Here is a 22,021-nt window from a genome sequence, read left to right as displayed (position 1 = left end):
TATAATTAAGAGTATAGTTATCAGTGTTTTGTAATTTTAGGCCTTTCTAAAGGAATATGAATTTAATTATTGATGTTGGAAATTCTTTTGTAAAGCTGGCCGTTTTCAGTAGAAATACTATTAAACGCAAAGAGGTAGTTGATCATAAGCATTTAATTGAATCAGTTGAGAAGTTGAAAAGACAATATCCGTCAATAAAAAGAGCTGTCATTTCATCAGTTGGTAGTTTGAGTAATAAAGATGTTTATGGGGTTAATGATATTTTAGACGTTTTTGTTTTGGATTCTAATACCAAGCTCCCTTTTACCAATAAATATAAAACGTCAAAGACGCTTGGCGCTGATAGAATTGCATTAGTTTGTGCATCACTTAGAAGGTTTTCTAATGAACATGTTTTAATTATTGATGCAGGTACCTGTATTACATATGATTTTATAAATAGTGAAAATGAGTATTTAGGTGGAGCCATTTCACCTGGGCTTCGTACCCGTTATAAATCTTTGAATAATTTAACGGCTAATTTACCGTTATTAGATACGGAAAAACCTAAAGATATTATAGGAAACTCTACTAAAGAGTCTATACATTCTGGAGTGGTTAATGGTATTTTAAAAGAAATTGATGGAGTTATTGAAGAGTACAAACTCAAATACTTAGATTTAACAGTTATTTTAACAGGTGGCGATGCTAATTTCTTGTCTAAACAATTAAAAAGTAGCATATTTGCCAATTCAAATTTTCTTTTAGAAGGCTTGAACTTTATTTTACAATTTAATTCGAACGAATGATTAAAAAACTTGTAATAGTTTTTATTGCTTTAATTGCTTTCCAAAGTTATGGGCAAGAAGGGACTTCATCACCTTATTCTTTTTACGGTATTGGAAGTCTTAAGTTTAAGGGAACCGTAGAGAATAGAAGTATGGGTGGTATAGGTGTTTATATTGATAGTATTCATGTGAATTTACGTAACCCAGCATCTTATGCAACGAGCAATCTTAATTATTATAATAATGAAAGTAGACCTGTGAAGTTTGCTATAGGTGGCACCTATTCTAGTGTTGATTTAAAGGCTGATTCAGGTTCAGATAAAGCTAGTTCAACTAGCTTTGATTATATTGCCTTATCAATGCCAATGGGAAAGTTTGGTTTTGGTTTTGGATTAATGCCATATACTTCAGTTGGTTATAAATTAGAATCATTAAATGATGATGATGATATTGAAAATAGGTTTAAAGGAGAAGGCGGGCTTAATAAGGTCTTTTTAGGATTAGGATATCATGTAGTAAAAGGGTTGAGTATTGGGATAGACGCTCAATATAATTTTGGAAATATTCAGAATAGTACTATAGAGTATATTTATGATAATGGTGTTCCTATTCAAAACCAATCAAGGGAAAGTAATAGATCAGATTTAAGTGGTTTGAATTTTAATTTTGGATTGTCTTATACAACCTTGTTGACGAAAAAATTAGAACTAGCAACAACATTTACTTTTACACCAGAAAGTGATTTAGTTTCTAAAAACGAAAGATCAATTGCCACTATTACCGTTAATTCTAATACAGGGCAAGAGTTTGTTGGTAATTCAATTGATGTGGATTTAGAGTCTTTAGGTTTATTAAAAACGGATTTGGTGTTACCTTCTAAAATGTCTTTTGGATTAGGAATTGGTAGTCCAAGAAAATGGTTTTTAGGTGGGGAATACACAGTTCAGAAAACAAGTGATTTCACAAATGATCTTTATAGCAGCTCGATAACAACTTATGAAGATGCATCAACTATTTCCTTAGGAGGTTTTTATATACCAGATTATAGGTCTTTGAATAACTACTTTAAAAGGGTAGTCTACAGAACAGGTGTTAGATTTGAGAAAACAGGACTTAATGTAAATACTGAAACAATTAAAGAGTTTGGCATATCTTTTGGTGTAGGTTTACCACTAAGAGGAGGAATATCTAGTGCCAACCTAGGTTTAGAGATAGGTAAAAGAGGAACAACAAGTAGTAATTTAATTCAAGAGAATTTTATAAATCTACAATTAAGTTTATCTTTGGGCGATAGATGGTTTGAGAAAAGAAAGTACAACTAACAAAAGAGAAATATTATTATCATGAAGACGAGAATTACTTTTTTACTAACATTATTAATAGGTTTAAGTTTTGGTTTTGCACAACAAGATGAAGAGTGTATGACAAAACTTTCTATTTTTCATGAATATGTTAAAGCTAAGAATTACGATGCGGCTTTTGAACCTTGGATGGCTGTAAGAAACAAATGTCCAAAATTTAACAACGCTATTTATGTAGATGGTGAAAAGATTTTGGGGCATAAAATTAAGAACTCTACAGGTGCAGAAAAGTTAGGTTTTATTAATGATTTAATTAAACTTTATGAGCAAAGAGGTGAGTATTTTGCAAGTAAGACACCTAAAGGGAAGTACGGGGCAATTGTATGTCAATTAATGTACGATAACAGAAAAGAACTTAACAAAACGGTTGAAGAGTTATATGATTGTTTTGATACTGCTTATAAAGCTGATGAAAAAACATTCACAAACCCAAAAAGTTTGTATACCTACTTCTCACTTATGGTAGAGTTATATGATGCTGGTAAAAAACCTGCAAAAGATTTATTCAATAAATATGATGATATTGTTGAAAAAGTTGAAGATGAGGTTAAAAACTATTCTAGTAAACTTAATACGCTTGTTGCCAAAGAGGATGCGGGAACTGCTTTAACTAAAAAAGAAGGTAGTTATAAGAGGTTTTATGAAAGTTATTTAAAGGCATATGATCAAATTTCATCTGGTGTTGATGAAAAATTAGGAACAAGAGCTAACTGTGAAAACTTAGTGCCTTTGTATTCTAAAGATTTTGATGCCAATAAAACAAATGCTATTTGGTTAAAACGCGCGGTAAGCAGAATGTATTATAAAGAATGTACTGATACAGCCTTATATGAGCAATTAGTAAAAGCTTATGATGAAACAGCACCATCTGCAGATACTAAATACTTTGTTGGAACGGTTTTATTTAAAAACCATAAAGAGAACGAAGCAATTAATTACTTCAAGGAATCTTTTGATTTAGAAGATGATACTTTTAAGAAAGCAAAATTGGCCAACAGAATTGGTTTAATTCTTAAAAAGAAAGGAAGATATGGTCAGGCAAGAACCTACTTCAGAAATGCTTTAAAATTAAACCCGTCAAATGGCCGTCCACATTTATCAATAGCTACTATGTATGCATCAAGTGCAAATAATTGCGGAGATACAACATTTAATAAAAGGGCTGTATATTGGTTAGCAGCACAAGAAGCTCAAAAGGCAGCAAGAGTAGATCCAACCCAAAAGAAGAATGCTGCTAAATCTGTAGCTAATTATAAGGCGAAAGCTCCTCAAAAGGCAGAAATATTTAGTGCTGGTAACTCAGGTCAAGTTATTAAAATTGGTTGCTGGATAGGTGGGCAGGTAACAGTACCTGCAATAAACTAATTGTTTATTAGTTTGAGTTAGTACTCAAAACATTTAATGAAACAAATAATTAAATATTATATATTAAACATAGTCACAGTAATTACTGTGACTATGTTTTTTTCATGCAATGATAATTATAAAGAAGTGCAAAAAATTGGAGTTTCTGAGAATGAGCCTATTGGTGAAGCAGAAAATTTCAATTTAAAATATACAGATTCTGGAAGAGTTACTATTAATCTTTTAAGTCCTATAAGGCTTGATTTCTCTAATAGAGATTTTCCTTATGATGAATTCACAAAAGGTATCACACTCTATTTTTACAATGAAGACAATAAAAAAAGCACAGTTGTGGCAGATTATGCTATTTCTTATAGCAAAACTAACATTATAGATTTACAAGGGAATGTGGTTGTTACAACACATGATGGTAATGTTTTAACGTCCGACCAGTTGTATTTTGATCGTAGAAAAGAGTGGATATTCACAAATCTTCCTGTTACATTTAAATCTGGTCAAGATATTATTCATGGTAACGGTTTTGATTCAAATCGTAATTTCACCAATGCCGAAGTTCTTGAGGTAACGGGTATTTTTACCGTAGAAGAATAGTGCGGTTTAAAAAATTATCATTCCTAATTTAATTATCTTTACCATAAATTAATAAAATGAAATATTTAAGTTTTTTTCAATACGCATATTTAATATTTGCAGTACTATTTATATATGATGGTATCTCTAAATTGGGTGATGGAACAAATGGTGCGTATCTATCATTTGGTATAGGGGCATTAGCAGTTTTCATGTTTTTTTTCAGAAGAAAATTCAGTAAAAAGTTTCAGGACAGGAACAATTCAAACTAAATGACACTTTATGTTGTAATTATTATTGTTTCTTTAATGCTTTCCGCATTTTTTTCTGGTATGGAGATAGCATACGTGTCCTCAAATAAAATCCATATAGAGATAGAAAAAAAGCAGGAAGGTATTCTAGCTAAAATATTAAGAAGACTTACTGCAAAACCTTCAAAATTTATAACCACCATGCTTATTGGAAATAATATAGCATTGGTTATTTATGGGTTTTTTATGGGCGATTTATTGGTGAGTTGGTTTCAATCTATATTACCAAGAGAGAACGACTTTATAAACTATTTGCTCACTGATCTTAGTTTGCTTTCGCAAACGGTTATCTCTACGTTTATTATTTTAATTACAGCAGAATTTTTACCAAAAGTATTTTTTCAGATTTATGCTAATGCGCTAATAAAGGTTTTGGCTTTACCTGCATATATTTTTTACGTTTTATTCAGTTTAATTTCTGGTTTTGTTATTTGGATTTCAGATATGGTTTTGAAAACTTTTTTTAAAACCGACGGTGATCAAATCCAATTAGCATTTACAAAAGTAGAGCTTGGAAATTACATTAGTGAGCAAATGGAATCTGTTGAAGAACATGACGAAGTAGATTCTGAAATTCAGATATTTCAAAATGCTCTAGAATTTTCAGAAGTAAAAGCGCGTGAAGTAATGATTCCACGAACAGAAATTATTGCAGTTGAAATTGATGAATCTATTAAAACATTAAATGCTCTTTTTACAGATTCTGGTAGAACCAAAATTCTTGTTTATAAAGAAACCATTGATGATATATTGGGTTATGTACATTCCTTTGAGCTTTTCAAAAAACATAAAGATATTAAGTCAATGATGCTCCCGGTTGAGTTTGTTCCAGAAACAGTTCTCATTAAAGATGTGTTAAATGTATTAACCAAAAAGCACAGAAGTATGGCAGTAGTTTTAGATGAATATGGTGGAACTTCTGGAATTATGACTGTTGAAGATATTGTAGAAGAGTTGTTTGGTGAGATTGAAGATGAACATGATGTAGTTGACCTAATAGAAAAAAAAATAGATGAAGAAACGTATTGTTTTTCGGCAAGGTTGGAGGTTGATTTTATTAACGAAACATATAAGATTAATCTTCCTGAAAATGAAAACTACGAAACATTGGGTGGGTTGATTGTTAATCATACCGAAGAGATTCCTAATCAGGATGATATAGTGAAAATTGATAACTTCCAATTCACTATTAAGGAGGTATCAAATACTAAAATTGACTTAGTAGAGTTAAAGCTTTTAGAAGAAAACTAAAATAGCCTGACCTATTTATAATTAATGCCTGATTCTGCTTTTATAATTAAATAGAAAATGGTATTTTCGCGCACGATATTTTCGTCAATCACAGTGTTTTTTTTGATTGATTTTCAATAAAAAGTAAAAATCAGATATATAAAATGGCTATTTTAAATAAGATTAGACAAAAAACTTTAGTATTAATACTTGTAATAGCAATGGCATTGTTTGCCTTTGTTTTATCGGGTCTTTTTGATGGAAGTGCAAGCTTCTCTAATAAAACTCAGAATGTTGTTGGGTCTATTAATGGTAAAGATATTTCTCGTGAAGATTTCATGCAGAAAGTTGAGGCTACTCAAAGACAAATGGGTCCAAACGCTACCAACACCCAAGTAATGAATAGAGTTTGGGATCAGGAGGTAAGACAAGCTGTTTTAGGAACGCAATTTGAAGAGTTAGGAATTACTGTTGAAAAAGATCAAATGAGGGATCTTTTAAGAACAGCTTTAGCTACTAATCCTCAGTTTTTAAATGAAGCAGGTTTGTTTGATGAAAATAAACTAAATGAGTATATAGCTAATTTAAAAGATAATTCAGCTGAAGGTTATGCAAGTTGGGTAAATTATGAACAGTCTATTGCTACAAATGCTTTACAACAAAATTATTTTAACCTTGTAAAAGCTGGTTTAACCGGTACTTTGGCTGAAGGTGAATTAGATCACAAATTAGAAGGGAATAAAATTGATATTAAATTTGTACAAGTGGCATACAGTTCTATTGCAGATAGTATTGTGAAAGTATCTAAATCTGACATTTCTAAATATATTAATGATAATAAAAAGGAGTTTGAGGTTGAAGAGTCTAGAGATATTAAATTTGTTCAGTTTAATGAAGTTGCTTCGGTTGAAGATGAAGAGGCTATCAAGAATGAGTTAAATACTTATTTAGCCGGAAGATTAGTTGATGAAACTGGGAGAAAAGATACTATTATTGCATTTTCAAAAGTTAAGAATGATGCAGAATATATAAACTTGAATTCAGATATTAAATTCAATGACCGTTTTGTGTTTAAGTTAGGTTTAGCATCAGAAGCGGCTGATAGTTTATATACTTTGAACGTTGGCGAAACTTATGGTCCTTATAAGGAAGCAGGATATTTCAAAATATCGAAATTAATTGCAGAAAAGCAAATTCCAGACTCAGCTAAAGTAAGACACATTTTAATTCCTTTCTTAGGTTCTCAAAGTGCTACGCCTGATGTAACTTTAACAGAAGATCAGGCAAAAGAGCAAGCGGATAGTTTATTAGCGGTTATTAAAGCAAATCGCTCTAAGTTTCCAGAATTAGTTAAAGAATTTTCTTCAGATAGAGGGAGTGTAGAAAACGAAGGGCGTTATGATTGGCACCCTTATAATTCTATGGTTCCTGAGTTTAATGATTTTGAATTTGAAGGTAAAGTTGGTGATTTAGGAGTTGTAAAAACAGTTTTCGGATTCCACATTATTGAAATTGAAGGTCAGAAAAATAAAAAGAGAGCTGTTAAAGTAGGTACAATTGCTAGAAGAATTGAGCCTTCTGAAGCTACTACAGCTAAAATATTTAGAGATGCTTCTAAATTTGAAATTTCTGCTGGTGATAAAGATTTTGAAGAATTAGCAAAAGAAAGTAATTATACGGTTAGACCTGTAAACGGAATGAAAGCTTTAGACGAAAGTATTCCTGGGGTTGGAAACCAAAGACAAGTAGTGCGTTGGGCATTTGAACAAGAAGCGAAAGTTGGTGATATTAAAAGATTTAATATTCCTGGAGGTTATTTAGTTGCACAATTAGTTGCTAAACATGATGCAGGATTAATGTCTGTTGAAGATGCTACGGCTAAAGTGTTGCCAGAAATTAGAAAAGAAAAGAAGGCTGAATTAATAAGAACAAGAGTTTCTGCTACAACACTTGAGGATTTGGCTGCCGCAGAAAACACAACAGTAAGAAATGCTTCAGCTATTAACATGAAGAATCCAACTATTTCTGGAGCCGGAAGAGAGCCATTGGTAGTAGGTACAGCTTTTGGTTTAAGCGAAGGAGAAACTTCTGGACTTGTTGATGGCTTGAATGGTGTATATATGATACAAGTTACTAAAGTAACATCAGCTGTAGAGCTTGATAACTATCAAGCTGCTGCTAATAGAGTTGAACAGCAAAAATCTAATACGGTTAATAGTAAATTATTCAATGCTTTAAAAGCTGCCGCTGAAATTGAAGACAACAGAGCTAAGTCTCAAGTTCAGTAAGAATAGACAATAATGTTTTAAGAAGCCTCGTTTATCGAGGCTTTTTCTTTGGGTTAAATTCATTTTAGGGCATTACCCGCAAGGGGTCGGGCTTTCGGCAGTCGCTTTTTTGTATTGCATAGGTGCAACAATTCAAGAAGAGCTCCAACAAAGCCTCAATCCCTAATGCAAACCTAAACTATAAGTATAATTCGTTATTCAAAAAGCATATATAGAAAATCCTTTCATTATTTTTGCACAACCTATGGCAGAAAACAAAAAAGATATTCGAGCATTAACAAAAGAGCAACTTAGGGAGTTCTTTGTAAGAGAAGGTGATAAAGCTTTTCGGGGCAACCAAGTCTATGAGTGGTTATGGCAAAAATCGGCTCATACTTTTGATGATATGACTAACATATCAAAAAACACCCGCCAAATGCTTGAAGACAATTTTGTTATCAATCATATAGAGGTTGATACCATGCAGCGCAGTAATGACGGAACTGTGAAAAATGCTGTTAGATTACATGATGGCTTAATAGTAGAATCCGTTTTAATTCCTACAAGTAGCAGAACAACGGCTTGTGTATCAAGTCAAGTAGGATGTAGTTTAGATTGTAAATTTTGTGCTACTGCTCGTTTAAAACGTATGCGTAATTTGAATCCAGATGAAATTTACGATCAAGTAGTTGCTATTGATAAAGAAAGTAAATTATATCATAATAGGCCTTTGAGTAATATTGTTTTTATGGGAATGGGCGAACCACTCATGAATTATAATAATGTCATAAAAGCAATTGAAAAAATAACATCTCCAGAAGGATTAGGTATGTCACCTAGACGTATTGTAGTGTCAACATCAGGTGTGCCAAAAATGATTAAAAAAATGGCGGATGATGAGGTTAAGTTCAAACTAGCAGTATCATTACATTCAGCTATAGATGAGGTTAGAGATACCATTATGCCATTTAATAAAACATTTCCGCTTAAAGACTTGAGAGAAGCGTTAGAATATTGGTACGCTAAAACAAAAAACAGAATAACCTATGAGTATGTTGTTTGGGATGGGATTAATGATAAACGAAAGGATGTAGACGCTTTGGTTAAGTTTTGCAAGTTTGCACCAAGTAAAGTGAATTTAATAGAGTATAACCCTATCGATAATGGCGCTTTTCAACAAGCAAAACCTGAAGCTATAGATATGTATCAAAATATTCTGGAAGCTAATAATATAACTGTAACAGTTCGACGTAGCAGAGGTAAAGATATTGATGCAGCTTGCGGACAATTGGCAAATAAAAGTTGAAAATAACTTACTAAAACTTATATTTGATTTTCCTTAAAGCAAAAGTTTGAAAATAGTAGAACAAATAAAACAACCCATAGCTTTTGAAATGGACCTTTTTGAGCAAAAGTTCCAACTCTCAATGTCTAGCAAAGTTGCTTTATTAAACAGAATTACCCACTATATTGTCAATAGAAAAGGAAAACAAATGCGGCCTATGTTTGTGTTTTTGGTTTCCAAAATGGTGTCCAATGGTGAAATTAGTGAACGTACCTATAGAGGAGCTTCAGTAATTGAATTAATCCATACGGCTACCTTAGTTCATGATGATGTAGTTGATGATAGTAATAGACGCAGAGGTTTTTTCTCAGTTAATGCACTTTGGAAAAACAAAATAGCTGTTTTAATAGGTGATTTTTTACTGTCAAAAGGCTTGTTGCTTTCTATAGATAATAATGATTTTGATTTACTTAAAATCATATCTATTGCTGTTCGTGAAATGAGTGAGGGTGAGCTGCTTCAAATTGAAAAAGCTAGAAAACTTGATATTACAGAGGATGTTTATTACGAAATCATTCGGCAAAAAACAGCTACTCTTATTGCTGCTTGTTGCAGTTTAGGAGCAGCCTCTGTAAAGCCAGATTCTCAAGATGTTGAAAAGATGCGTAAGTTTGGTGAGCTTATTGGTATGGCATTTCAAATAAAAGATGATTTATTTGATTACGGCGATAAACAGATAGGTAAGCCTACAGGTATTGATATTAAAGAGCAAAAAATGACATTGCCTCTAATTCATGTTCTTAACAATGCTTCAAATAAAGACAAAAAGTGGTTAATAAACTCTATTAAAAACCATAATAAGGACGCCAAAAGAGTAAAGGAAATTATTGCTTTTGTAAAAGACAATGGAGGATTACTATATGCTATTACTAAAATGAAATTTTTTCAAAAAGAGGCGCTCACTATATTAAAAGATTACCCAGATTCTGACTATAAAAATTCTCTTGAGCTTATGGTGAATTACGTAATTGACAGAAAGAAATAGTTAACAGTTCTCCTGTTATTTTATTGTTTTTTTTAATCCTTAGGCAACCATTTGCATAAAAATTGCGTCTGTAATAATAGAAAGCAAAATGAATCCTTTTTTGAAAGTTATACAACTCCATAAGAATGAATCTGCTCTTATAAAAAGAGCAATTAAAAACAATCGTGAGGCGCAACACGTTTTGTTTGAGTTGCATGCTCCCAAAATGTTAAGTGTTTGTAGGTATTATATAAAAGATTTACAACAGGCTGAAGAGGCCATGCTTAATGGTTTTTTCAAAGTGTTTTTAAACTTAAAAAATTTCAAAGCGGAAGGAAGTTTTGAAGGGTGGATTAGACGTATTATGGTAAGAGAATCTATTTCGTTTTTAAGACAACAAAAGAATATTGAATTTCCTGTTGAAGAAGTTGAAATTAAGAATGATTATACCAATAATATAAATACAGATTTGGAAGTTGCAGAAATACAACAACACATTGATGCACTTCCTGAAGGATATAAAATGGTATTCATTATGTACGCTATTGAAGGCTATAAACACCATGAAATAGCTGAAATGCTTAACATTAGTGTGGGTACTTCAAAATCACAACTATTTAAAGCACGAAAGATGCTTCAAGAAAAATTAAAAGAATTAAATAAAATAACAAGCTATGGCACCAATTAAATTTGAAGAGCATATAAAAGAAAAGCTTGAAAAGAGAAGGTTACAACCATCGGAGAATGCATGGGATAAATTGTCTTGGCAACTAGAAACTGATGAGAAAAGAAATAATAAGAATGTGTATTGGTGGTATGGTATTGCTGCTAGTATTGTAGGGATACTATTTGTGATTACTCAATTTTTGAATAATGGAACACAAGATGTTATTGAAAATCAGGTAGTGGAAAACCCAAAGATAATTGATGAAGTTGAGCCTGAAAAATCAAGAGCAGATCTTAAATCGGAAATAAAAAGCATACCTGAAGCAATTGTTTCAACTGAAAATAACGGCGAGTTGAACTCGGCAAAAAAGGAATTACCAAAACAAAAAGCAAACCCAGTTGTAAAAACAGCACCTATAGTAGTAGCTGAAAATATAGCAGAGCCTGAGGAAGTTAAGGCCATAAAGGAGACAACTGAAATTTTAGAAGATAAATTGACTTTTGAAGAACAAAAAATACAGCAGGTGGTCGCTCAGGTTCAAAAGTTAAAAGAAAACAAAAGCCACGTGACAGATACAGAAATTGAAGACTTGTTACAACAAGCACAAAGAGAAATAACATTAAAGCAATTATATAATGAAAGCACAGGAATTGTTGACGCTAATGCTTTGCTTCAAGACGTTGAAGCAGATTTAGATAGATCATTCAGAGATAGAGTTTTCAAAGCCCTAAGGGAAAGTTACGGAACGGTAAAAACTGCAGTTGCCGCGCGTAATGAATAATAAATAATATTCATCAATTAAATAAACGAACAGTTATGCAAACTATTACAAAGTATTTAACGCTAATGGCGTTATGTCTGAGTGTGCAATTAATCAATGCACAAGACACTATTCAAAAGATAAATAATAAGGAAAAAATTAAAACATTAAAAACCATTAAGGAAAAAATTACGAAGGAAGAAAAAGACTTTTTAAAAGCTGAAGTAGAAGCTATTAACCGTAGGTTAGAAAAAGCTGAAATGACAAATACCGAGGCTGAAGCCTTAAAAAAAGAAGCTGCTAAAAAAAGAGCAATGAACATTGAAAATAGAATAACCATTGTAAATAACAAAATAGCCCTATTAGAAAGAAACGAAGAGGGATATAAAACCCATGATAACGAAGAATTATCTAAGGCTGGAATTTCAATTGGAGGTTCAGATGGTAGCTTTGTAGGTGTTAACATAAATGGGAAGAATAAGCCTAAAAAATATGACAGACGCACCAGTAGCGATATGGTTCTGGCTTTCGGATTGAATAATGCTATTATTGAAGGTGAAAAATTAGATGATTCGCCATATAAAATTGGTGGCTCTCGGTTTTTTGAAATTGGGTGGGCGTGGAAAACGCGTGTATTTAAAGAATCGAATTTCGTTAGATTCAAATACGGGTATTCGTTTCAAATTAATGGATTGAAACCTAAAGACAATATGTATTTTGTAAAACAGGGTAATCAAACCGTTTTAGAAGAGTTTCCTCAAGATTTAAAAAAGTCAAAATTGTCTATTACTAATTTGGTGTTTCCTATGCATTTAGAATTTGGTCCTTCAAGACGAATAAATAATGATACTTATTTTAGATATTCAACTGATAACAAATTCAAAATTGGCTTGGGTGGTTATGCCGGATTTAATATTGGTACACGACAAAAACTTAAGTATGAGTTGGATGGTGAACGCATTAAAGACAAACAAAAACGCGGACTTAATACTACTGATTTGGTATATGGTTTAAGTGGATATGTGGCTTTTGGAGATACGGCGCTTTATGTTAAGTATGATTTGTCACCCATTTTTAAAGACCAACAATTTGACCAAAACAATATATCAATAGGCGTACGATTTGATATGGATTAAAAAATTAAAGGCTTCCTTAAGGAAGCCTTTTTTATTTTTTAGTATTATTGGGAAGTCTACATAACTATTTTTGGCCCTTTTTAAAACCATAGATATTTTGCCCAATAAAATCTTTTGGAAATTTATCATCGCCTTTAAACCCAATTTCAACGGTTCCGCTATCTTCAGGAATATAATTTGTTTTAAAGATATAATCCCATAAGCTTAAACTAATCCCATAATTCACACCATATTTGCCTTTAGGCAAGGTATATGCATGATGGTACAAATGCATAACTGGATTGTTAAAGATATATTTAAGTGGTCCCCAAGTAATTTTAATGTTTGAGTGATTAAAATGTCCAATGGCTATAGTAATAAAATGTATTATGAAAGCTTGTTCCGGTTCAAAGCCACCTATTAACATTACTCCGAAAGTTTTTAGTGGTTTATACAAAACATTTTCCATCCAATGATATCTTAAATGAGCCGCAAACCCCATTTCTTTCACACTATGGTGCACTTTGTGGAATTTCCATAGAAAGGAATACTTGTGTAGTAATACATGTGTAAACCATTGTACAAAATCTAGAATGATAAAGAACACAAGAAGTTGCGCCCACATTGACCACTCTGAAATATCAAAAAGGGCAAAAGTTTTAGCTCTAATACTAATTTCAGCAAATAGTAATTCTAAAATTTTATAAAATCCGCTAATAACAATAGAGAAGATGAAAAAATTAAAAAACATATAAAAGCCATCTAACCAAAAATCTTTTCTAATAACAGATTGTTGTTTGCGCCAAGGGAAAGCTATTTCTAAAAGCCAAACAGCTAGTGAAATTGCTACAAGTCCCCAAAAATAATTTGTGTACCACGGAACCTCAAAAATTATTGATTTCCATGTCCAGTCAACAGTGCCGGTGAAAGCATTAATGAATGCATCTAAATATTTGTCCATAATTAATTTATATTATTTGTTTATCAATTAATTTAAAAATCTACTAACCTTTAGATATTGGTTTAATTATTTAACTCATACCAATCAATATTGCTTAGAGTAGCTCGTCTTCCTACTTCTAAAGGCGGGTAATTTGTAATTAGATAATTAACTATAATCTCTTGGTTTTTACCTAAATCCCATAGGTTTTGCGTTTCTTGCATCCACCTGATAGTGGAGTTCCATCGTTCTTTATTCATCCTATTCTGAATAACTAATTTGGCAGAATGACAATTAGTACAATTATTAACAACAGCTGTTAGTCCTTCGGCTTCAATTAATCCAGTTCTTACATGTATACCATTTTCTATTTTGTCATAATCATCTTCCTCTACAGAAACAGTATTAACTGTGGTTTCCTTCTTGAAATTGAAAAACGATGGATTGACTGAATAAAAAACAAGTAACCCGCCAGTAACTATAAATAGGCTAGAAAATATGGTTGTTAGCCAATAGAGTTTTTTAATATATTTTTTAAAAATTTCTTCGTTGGACATCTAACTTACTTTTACGGCAATTCTATGACATGCATTGTTTAAATATCCTTTTGGATTCCATCCTGGTAATAACATGGGTTGAGAATTTCCTAGAGAATCTGTCGCTCTAGCCCAAATTTCATAATACCCTTTTTTAGGAAAATCTACAGAAGCTGTAAAATGTTGCCACGCCAAACGGTTAGCTGGCTTTTCAAGAGAACATGTTTTCCATGTTGATCCAAAGTCTATAGAATATTCTAATTTGCCAACTTCTAATTCTCCAGCCCAAGCATGTCCCCTTATATTTAAGCTCTTTCCTTCTTTAATAATTGCTCCAGATTTTGGATATGTAATTAATGATTTTACAGGCATAGACTCAATAATGCACATGTCTTCATCTTTCACTTTATCTCCTGGAGCAACAGGATTACAAGGAACTCTATAGGCAGTACCGGTCATTTTTGTGCCATCATGAACTTTATCTCTAATACTAATTCTATTTACCCATTTACCTGAAACAGACGCTGGCCAACCTCCAGCAACTAAACGAAGTGGATAACCATGTGCTACAGGAATATCTTCATCGTTCATTTTAAAAGCTAAAAGTGTTTCATCTTGAAGCGCTTTAGACATCGGGCATCCTCTAGAAATTGGTTCTTTGGTTGGGTCCATACTTAAATGCGTATCTGTAGCATGATAACCAATATATACAGCGTTGGATTTAATGCCAGCATCTTCTAACACGTCTTTTAACCGTACACCTGTCCAAGAGGCGCAATGTACAGCACCAACAGTCCATTGATTCCCTTTCGCTGGTGGATTGAATTCACTCCTGCCATTACCACCGCATTCTAAAGTTAATTGATATGTATATTGTTTAAACTTAGATTTTAATTCATCAAGCGTATATGTTTTTTCTTTAAGAACAGACTCTCCGTCAATCGTTAGTGTCCATTTTTTTGCATCAATTTCTTGTGGAATAAGTCCGTTGTTTCTAATGAACATGCAAGAATTCGGGGTAATATTATCATCGAGCAAATGAGCTTGGGCTTCAATATTCCATGGTTTGTCATTAAGAACAACCATCTCCTTATGTTTATTGAACATTTTAAAAGGATCTGGATCCTGCAAAGCCAGAGGGTTGTAATCTTCTAATAAACTGGAACCATAAACAATTTCTGCACCAATAAGTGCTGCAAGGGAGCTTAACGTGGCTTTTTTAGCAAATTCTCTTCGTTTCAAAATGGATAAAATATAAAGTTATAGCACTACAAATTACAATATCTGAAAAACTATTCTGTAACTAATGTTACAACATTAGAATTATTGACATCTTTGGGTGTTATTTAAAAGCACGAATCTTGTAAAATTGATCTAACTACATATATCAAGATTTGGCTGTAAGGGTAGAAAGTTAATTATAATTAAAAACCCTTATGAAACAAAAGTTACAATAGATACCACTGGATAATACTACTTTACAAGCTGTTAAAACAAATTATTTATGGAAAAAAGTTTTGAAACTAAGTTTACAGGGTGGTCATTTATAGCTGCCGCACTTATGTTATGGGGAGGTTGGGCCTTATCCTCTCATCATGTAGGTGAGTATTTTGTTGCTGAAGATTTTGCTTCTATTGGAGAGAATGTTTGGTATTGGATTTGGATGTACCGTATATTTATATTTGGTTGGGTAACAATGGCAATTGCCATGTTTGCATTAGTATCAGTAATCGGTAGGAAACCTCATAGAGTCTTAATATTACCGGGAGCAGGAATGGTTATTGTAGGTACATTTACACTTGCAATAGCTTCAGCTTATTATTACAATTACGGTGCTTGGGGTGTTGGGCAAACTGCAGGAAAATCAGCTGCGGAAATTCAGGAATTTATGAATAGTATATTGTATACTAATCAATATGTTACTTGTTTTGTTCGATTTGGGCGAATCTTCTCTGGTGTTGGACTTGTGTTATTAGGTGCTGGTTTAGTGAAATGGAAAATTGTTAGTACGTGGTTAGGATGGTTTACAATTTTATTAGGATTGGTGGCTATGGGAATTATTTTAACCATTGCCGATAACTTTGAAATATATAAACCAATCTTTCATGTGAAAGTAATATGGTTAGCTGTAATGGGTTTATACTTATTAAAACAAGGAGTTAACCTTTCTAAAGAATAAGTTTGATTTGTGATTTGATTTGAGTGACTAACTAAAAAAGCTTCCTAAATTTAGGAAGCTTTTTTAATTTTAAAATCAATTCATTAATATTACATTTACACTCTAAGCAATTTTTTTGTCAATTGATATCACCATCGTCCATAGATCAAGTTTTTGAAACCGCCAGAGTAGAGGAGGTTATTGGAGACTTTGTAAATCTTAAAAAAGCAGGTAGTAATTTTAAAGGTTTAAGCCCTTTTAGTGATGAGCGAACACCGAGTTTTATGGTGTCTCCTGTAAAACAAATATGGAAGGATTTTAGTACTGGTAAAGGAGGAAATGTAGTAGCTTTTTTAATGGAGCATGAACATTTTACCTATCCAGAGGCAATTAAATATTTGGCAAAAAAATATAATATAGAAATAGAGGAAACTCAGCAAACAAATGAACAAAAAGAAGCTGCTGATGAGCGCGAGAGTTTGTATTTGGTAAGTGAGTTTGCAAGTTCATATTTTCAAAAAATTCTTCATAAAACAGATCAAGGGAAATCTATAGGTCTTAGTTACTTTAAGGAGCGTGGATTTACAGAAGAAACTATTAAAAAGTTTGACTTGGGTTATTCTCTAGATGAATGGCAGGCGTTTACTGATGAAGCTTTAAAACAAGGCTATAATATTGATTATTTAGGAAAAACAGGTCTTACAATTGTAAAAGAAGATAAACGTTTTGATAGGTTTAAAGGTCGCGTGATGTTTCCTATTAAAAGTATGAGCGGGCGTGTTTTAGGATTTGGGGGTCGTATTCTAATAAATGATAAAAAAGCGGCTAAATATGTGAACTCGCCAGAAAGTGTAATTTACTATAAGAGTAAAGTGCTTTATGGTATTTATCATGCCAAACAGAGCATTGCTAAAGAAGACAATTGTTTTTTAGTTGAAGGTTATACAGATGTTATTCAATTCCATCAAACTGGTGTTAAGAATGTTGTGTCTTCCTCAGGTACAGCTTTAACTTCTGAGCAAATTAGGTTGATAAATAGGTTGACTAAAAACATCACGGTTCTTTTTGATGGTGATGCAGCGGGTATGAGGGCCTCACTGCGTGGGATTGATTTGATTCTTGAGCAAGGTATGAATGTAAAGGTTTGTACGTTTCCGGAGGGTGAAGATCCCGATAGTTTTGCAAAACAGAATACCCTTGAAGAGTTATCATTGTATTTAGAAGAAAAATCAAAAGATTTTATTCAGTTTAAGGCTTCTGTTTTATATGAAGATTCTAAAGGTGATCCTATTAAAAAAGCCGAAACTGTTAGAGATATTGTAAACAGTATTTCTAAGATTCCTGACAGAATAAAAAAGGAAATATATATTCAGGAATGTGCCAGAATAATGGATATAAGTGAAGAAGTGTTGTTTAGTACTTTGGCCCAAATCAATAAAAAAGAATTTCAAGAAGAAAACAAACAATTTAAAAAAGAGCAAAAAGCTTTTGAAGTTATAAAACATCAGCAACCAGTAAAAAAGGTTGATGTACAATATGTTTTAGAACGAAAGATCATAGAGTTATTATTACTCTATGGAAATAAAGTTGAAGATTTTGAAGATCTTGTCTTAAAGGAGAATGATAAGGGTGATTTAATTTTAGAACCTGTTATTCAAGAGGCAAAGGTTTTTGAGAAAATTTATTTGGACTTGCAAGATGATGAGATGCAGTTTTCCAACGAACAGTTTAGAGCATTGTATTACACTATAATTGATAGGCTTAATCAGAATCCGGATTTTGATCTTAAAATGTTTATAAATTCAGTTGACCAAGAAACATCAAACCAAATCACAACCATTTTAATGGAGGATGAACGTTATGTTCTGGATGACTGGCAGCGAATGAATATATTCCCAAAAGAAAAGATAAATACTGTAGCGCAGTTAGTTAGTGAAACAATTTTAAGCCTGCGTTGCTTCTTAATAGACCAAAAGGTAAAAGAGTTTCAGCAAGAAACGTTACAACATAAAAATGATGTAAATAAGAATGTTCTTGAAGAAGTTAAAGACTACTCAGGCTTAAAAATGCTACTATCTAGAAAACTTAACAGGGTTTTATAATAACTGGTCTGAAAGTTTAGCTTGATTTACCAAATCCACTAAATTAGTAACCTTCAATTTACGCATCAATCGTGCTTTGTAAGTACTAACGGTTTTTTCGTTAATATCAAGTTCTTTAGAAATTTCTTTATTTTTTCTACCAACTGTTAAAAGTTTAAGTACTTCTGCTTCTCTGGTAGAAAGTTTTTTGTAAAATGATCCGCTGCTTTTTCCAACACGATTTCCAAATGCTAATTGCTGTGTCAGTTCATTACTTAAATAAATTCCACCGTCGTTTACTTTCATAATGGCTTCATTAACTGTAATAACATTAACAGTTTTTGATACATAACCAGCAGCTCCTGCTTTTATGGCATTTATTGCATAAACTTCTTCTGGCTGACCACTAAATATAATGGTTTTAATATCTGGATGATCACTTTTTAAGTGACGTAACAATGTTAAACCGTTTAGTTTAGGGAAATCTGCTTCGGTTAAAATAATGTCTACAGGATTTTTCTTAACAAAATCCAAGATGGCTGCACCATCATCAAGGCTTCCAACAATTTTTATGTTAGGAGAAGCCGAAAAAAGAACTTCTAGTCCTTTTCTGGTAATAGGGTGATTGTCTGCTATTAATAACTTTATCATAATTTTGGTTGTTTTGCATAATTATTTTTGAGAGATAATTATAAATTGAGAGAATATGCAACTGTAAAAGTAATGATTTCCTGAATATTTAACAAAAATTATATCAGATTATTAGGAATCTTGCAAACTGGTATAGGAATCATTTTATGTTTATTGGAAGTATTAAAACGCTTGAAAATTTTAAAAACGATTTGTTCTCTGCCTTCAAAGTCGGATTCAGTTTTTCCTTGATCGTCCATTTTCATGGCCCACTCTAATTCTGGGTAAGAGGCACCTATTTGGTCTTCATCACTTCTGGCATCACCAAATAATCCGTCGCTAGGGGCAGCATTCATAATAGATTCGGGAACTTCTAGAGCCTCACCTAATTTATATACTTCAGATTTCATTAAGTCTGCAATAGGGCTTAAATCTACACCGCCATCGCCATATTTTGTGTAAAAACCAACTCCAAAATCTTCAACCTTATTACCAGTTCCAGCTACTAACAGCTTATAAAGGCCTGCATAATAATAAAGTGTTGTCATCCTTAAACGAGCTCTGGTATTTGCCAAGGCCATATCTACAGTAGCTTGATCACCATCAAGGAAAACTTCGGTTTTAAACTCATCAAAAACTGGAGTTAAGTCTGTACGTGTATCGCTAACATTGTCAAATCTCTTTTTTAGTTGCTCAATATGTTCTTGGGCCCTGCTTACATGACTTTCAGCTTGGTGAATAGGCATTTCAACAACCAAAACATTCATGCCGGTTTTAGCACATAATGTAGAAGTAACGGCAGAATCAATACCTCCTGAAACACCAACAACAAATCCATTCACACCTGCTTTTGTAGCATAATCTTTTAACCAGTTAACAATATGTTTAGCAACTTTTTCTGTTTGCATATTAGATGAATTTAAATCTAAGAATAGTACCTTTGCCAACAAAAATAAACGAAACACTCAATTAATAAAAATTTATGTCGTTTAAGTTTTATATGAAGAATTTTCTATTGTTTTCATTGATATTAATAGCTGTCATTTCTTGTAAAAAAGAAAGTCAGCTAGAAAAGGAAATAGCTAAAATAAATATTGATATAAGTGTTGAACGTTTTGATGTGTTTTTTTCGGAATCAAACATTAGTGGCCTTCCTAAGTTAAAGAAAGCATATCCATTCATGTTTTCAGAAAAATTCAAGGATTCTTTTTGGATAGCTAAATTGTCAGACACCTTACAACAAATGCTATTTAGTGAAGTTCAAAATACTTTTCAAGGTTTTAAAAGTGAGGAAGCAGAAATAGAGATGCTTTTTAATCATATTAAATACTATTTTGGAACATTTAATCCACCTAGGGTTATTACCACTACAAGTGATGTAGATTACAGAAATAAGGTAATTGTAACTGATACCATTGCAATTATAGCATTAGATAATTATTTAGGAGGTGAGCATGAGTTTTATGCCAATATACCGAAATTCATAAGCGCTAATTTTGAAAAAGAACAATTGGTTGTTGATTTAGCAACCGAATATGCTAAAAAGTATATTTTCCAAAGTCAAAACAAAACACTTTTAGATGAGATGATTTTTTTCGGGAAGCAACTTTATTTTAAAGATGTAGTTATTCCATTTAGAACAGAGGCACAACGCATCGGGTATTCTCAGGAAGAATTAGATTGGGCAGATGTTAATGAAAGTGAAGTTTGGCGTTATTTTGTTGAACGCGAATTACTTTTTAGTACAGATTCTAAATTACCTGGTAGATTTATAAATCCAGCACCATTTTCTAAGTTTTATTTAGAAGAAATCGATGCTGATTCTCCTGGACGAATAGGGCAATATATTGGTTGGCAAATAGTGCGATCTTATATGAAGCAGAATGATGTTTCTTTAGAAAAAATGCTAATAACGAGCCCTAACGAAATTTACAATAACACAAAATATAAACCAAAAAAGTAATGGCTGGAATGCATAAGTCTAAGATTGAGTTGAATATAGAATTGGATGAAAATAGAGTACCAGAGAATTTGCACTGGACCGCTGAAGATGGAGGAATAAGTAATGAAGAGGCAAAGGCTATAATGTTAAGTGTTTGGGATTCTAATGCAAAGGAGTCTTTGCGAATAGATTTATGGACTAAAGATATGCCAGTTGATGAAATGAAGGTGTTTTTTTATCAAACCTTGGTGTCAATGAGCGATACTTTTAATAGAGCTACCCAAGACGAAAAAATGACCGCAACTATGAAAGATTTTTGCGATTATTTTGCGGAAAAGTTAGAGCTGAAAAAGTAAAACTAATTATTCCTGTCTTTACTCTCTTTCATTTCTTTTTCAAGATGATCAAGATATAGAATGCCATTTAAATGGTCTATTTCATGTTGGAAAATCACAGAAGTAAAACCATCAACCGTTTCAGTTTTATGCTCATTGTTTTGAGTATCGTATTCAATTTTAATTGTAAAAGATCTAGTGTTCAGCGTGTCTGATCTATTAGGTATTGATAAACACCCTTCTTTAACGGTTTGTTTTTTATTTGAGTACTCAATAATCCTTGGGTTGAAATATACTTCAAATGGAAAGTTTTCTCTATCAAATCGTTGTACCCAAATAATGTTTTTCAATATTCCAACTTGTGGTGCTGCAATACCAACACCTAAAGACATGCTGTCTCTTACTGTGGCAAATAGCCTTTTTATAAACCTTTGTTGATTATCGTTATCTGGATTTGGTTTAATGTAGCTGCTTTTGGTACGGAGTAAAAGCGAATCACTTTTGTTGGTGATTTTATAAACTCGCATGGGTTTAGAAGCCTCGGCATTGGAAATCAAGGCTATTTCAGATTTAGAAAAACTGTTACTTGAGATATTCTTTGTACTAGAACATCTTATAAATAGAATAGTAAAGAAGACAAGTAGAAGCAGTTTTTTCATTAGTGTGAAAATGTATAT

At 32.4% G+C, this 22,021-nt stretch carries 22 protein-coding genes; 16 read left to right on the top strand and 6 right to left on the bottom strand.

Annotated elements, in window-relative coordinates; all coding sequences use genetic code 11:
- Positions 1-56 precede the first annotated feature (56 nt).
- From FUA22_RS08365 to FUA22_RS08310, 12 genes are all read left to right on the top strand, one after another.
- The gene (locus tag FUA22_RS08365; protein WP_147767519.1) at positions 57-788 is read left to right on the top strand and encodes a type III pantothenate kinase; all 732 of its coding nucleotides are present in this window, start codon (positions 57-59) and stop codon (positions 786-788) included.
- Positions 785-2,089 carry a hypothetical protein gene (locus FUA22_RS08360; protein WP_147767518.1) on the top strand — a complete coding sequence of 435 codons (1,305 nt, stop codon included), beginning with the start codon at positions 785-787 and terminating at the stop codon, positions 2,087-2,089. The genes FUA22_RS08365 and FUA22_RS08360 overlap by 4 nt, the downstream gene beginning before the upstream one ends.
- A 21-nt stretch (positions 2,090-2,110) precedes the next feature.
- Positions 2,111-3,493, top strand: coding sequence for a tetratricopeptide repeat protein (locus tag FUA22_RS08355; protein ID WP_147767517.1), 1,383 nt, complete (start codon positions 2,111-2,113; stop codon positions 3,491-3,493).
- Positions 3,494-3,529: 36 nt separating this feature from the next.
- Positions 3,530-4,084, top strand: coding sequence for an LPS export ABC transporter periplasmic protein LptC (lptC, locus tag FUA22_RS08350; protein ID WP_147767516.1), 555 nt, complete (start codon positions 3,530-3,532; stop codon positions 4,082-4,084).
- Between the two features lie 56 nt (positions 4,085-4,140).
- Positions 4,141-4,335: a hypothetical protein gene (locus tag FUA22_RS08345; protein WP_147767515.1), complete on the top strand. Its 195-nt coding sequence runs from the start codon at positions 4,141-4,143 to the stop codon at positions 4,333-4,335.
- Positions 4,336-5,625, top strand: coding sequence for a hemolysin family protein (locus tag FUA22_RS08340; protein ID WP_147767514.1), 1,290 nt, complete (start codon positions 4,336-4,338; stop codon positions 5,623-5,625).
- Between the two features lie 143 nt (positions 5,626-5,768).
- A complete protein-coding gene (locus FUA22_RS08335) occupies positions 5,769-7,892 on the top strand; it encodes a peptidylprolyl isomerase (protein ID WP_147767513.1) in 2,124 nt (707 codons plus the stop codon).
- A 244-nt stretch (positions 7,893-8,136) separates the two neighbouring features.
- The gene (gene rlmN, locus FUA22_RS08330) at positions 8,137-9,177 is read left to right on the top strand and encodes a 23S rRNA (adenine(2503)-C(2))-methyltransferase RlmN (protein ID WP_147767512.1); all 1,041 of its coding nucleotides are present in this window, start codon (positions 8,137-8,139) and stop codon (positions 9,175-9,177) included.
- Positions 9,178-9,223: 46 nt separating this feature from the next.
- A complete protein-coding gene (locus tag FUA22_RS08325; protein ID WP_147767511.1) occupies positions 9,224-10,201 on the top strand; it encodes a polyprenyl synthetase family protein in 978 nt (325 codons plus the stop codon).
- A 100-nt stretch (positions 10,202-10,301) separates the two neighbouring features.
- Positions 10,302-10,868 (top strand): RNA polymerase sigma factor, encoded by a 567-nt coding sequence (locus FUA22_RS08320; protein WP_147767510.1) that lies wholly within the window; start codon positions 10,302-10,304, stop codon positions 10,866-10,868.
- The gene (locus FUA22_RS08315) at positions 10,855-11,628 is read left to right on the top strand and encodes a hypothetical protein (RefSeq protein WP_147767509.1); all 774 of its coding nucleotides are present in this window, start codon (positions 10,855-10,857) and stop codon (positions 11,626-11,628) included. Before FUA22_RS08320 ends, FUA22_RS08315 begins: the two co-directional genes overlap by 14 nt.
- A gap of 35 nt (positions 11,629-11,663) precedes the next feature.
- On the top strand, positions 11,664-12,743 hold the full coding sequence (locus tag FUA22_RS08310) for a hypothetical protein (RefSeq protein WP_147767508.1): 1,080 nt from the start codon (positions 11,664-11,666) through the stop codon (positions 12,741-12,743).
- A 64-nt stretch (positions 12,744-12,807) separates the two neighbouring features.
- Here the strand turns inward: FUA22_RS08310 and FUA22_RS08305 are convergent, their stop codons facing one another.
- The 3 genes from FUA22_RS08305 to FUA22_RS08295 all read right to left on the bottom strand — a co-directional run bounded on the left by FUA22_RS08305 (position 12,808) and on the right by FUA22_RS08295 (position 15,440).
- Positions 12,808-13,683 (bottom strand): sterol desaturase family protein, encoded by an 876-nt coding sequence (locus FUA22_RS08305; protein ID WP_147767507.1) that lies wholly within the window; start codon positions 13,681-13,683, stop codon positions 12,808-12,810.
- 62 nt (positions 13,684-13,745) lie between these two features.
- Entirely contained in the window at positions 13,746-14,219 is a 474-nt protein-coding gene (locus FUA22_RS08300; protein WP_147767506.1) for a monoheme cytochrome C, read from the bottom strand.
- A complete protein-coding gene (locus FUA22_RS08295; protein ID WP_147767505.1) occupies positions 14,220-15,440 on the bottom strand; it encodes a sulfite oxidase in 1,221 nt (406 codons plus the stop codon).
- Between the two features lie 262 nt (positions 15,441-15,702).
- Between FUA22_RS08295 and FUA22_RS08290 the strand changes: the two genes are divergently transcribed.
- Positions 15,703-16,377, top strand: coding sequence for a hypothetical protein (locus tag FUA22_RS08290; RefSeq protein ID WP_147767504.1), 675 nt, complete (start codon positions 15,703-15,705; stop codon positions 16,375-16,377).
- Positions 16,378-16,499: 122 nt separating this feature from the next.
- Positions 16,500-18,458: a DNA primase gene (gene dnaG, locus FUA22_RS08285; RefSeq protein ID WP_147767503.1), complete on the top strand. Its 1,959-nt coding sequence runs from the start codon at positions 16,500-16,502 to the stop codon at positions 18,456-18,458.
- Here dnaG and FUA22_RS08280 read toward each other — a convergent pair.
- Entirely contained in the window at positions 18,453-19,088 is a 636-nt protein-coding gene (locus FUA22_RS08280) for a response regulator (RefSeq protein WP_147767502.1), read from the bottom strand. The two genes, dnaG and FUA22_RS08280, sit on opposite strands and share 6 nt — an antisense overlap.
- 98 nt (positions 19,089-19,186) lie before the next feature.
- Positions 19,187-19,975, bottom strand: a complete 789-nt coding sequence (gene nadE / locus FUA22_RS08275) for an NAD(+) synthase (RefSeq protein ID WP_147767501.1) — start codon at positions 19,973-19,975, stop codon at positions 19,187-19,189.
- 92 nt (positions 19,976-20,067) lie between these two features.
- On the opposite strand from nadE, the gene gldB reads away from it, so the two are divergent.
- Entirely contained in the window at positions 20,068-21,030 is a 963-nt protein-coding gene (gene gldB / locus FUA22_RS08270) for a gliding motility lipoprotein GldB (RefSeq protein WP_147767500.1), read from the top strand.
- Positions 21,030-21,365 (top strand): gliding motility protein GldC, encoded by a 336-nt coding sequence (gldC, locus tag FUA22_RS08265; RefSeq protein WP_147767499.1) that lies wholly within the window; start codon positions 21,030-21,032, stop codon positions 21,363-21,365. The genes gldB and gldC overlap by 1 nt, the downstream gene beginning before the upstream one ends.
- Positions 21,366-21,367: 2 nt before the next feature.
- On the opposite strand, the gene def is transcribed toward gldC, so the two are convergent.
- A complete protein-coding gene (def, locus tag FUA22_RS08260; protein WP_147767498.1) occupies positions 21,368-22,003 on the bottom strand; it encodes a peptide deformylase in 636 nt (211 codons plus the stop codon).
- Positions 22,004-22,021: the final 18 nt, after the last annotated feature.

The organism is Seonamhaeicola maritimus (assembly GCF_008056315.1).
GTDB lineage: Bacteria > Bacteroidota > Bacteroidia > Flavobacteriales > Flavobacteriaceae > Seonamhaeicola > Seonamhaeicola maritimus.
This window is presented reverse-complemented; position numbering and strand designations above follow the sequence as displayed.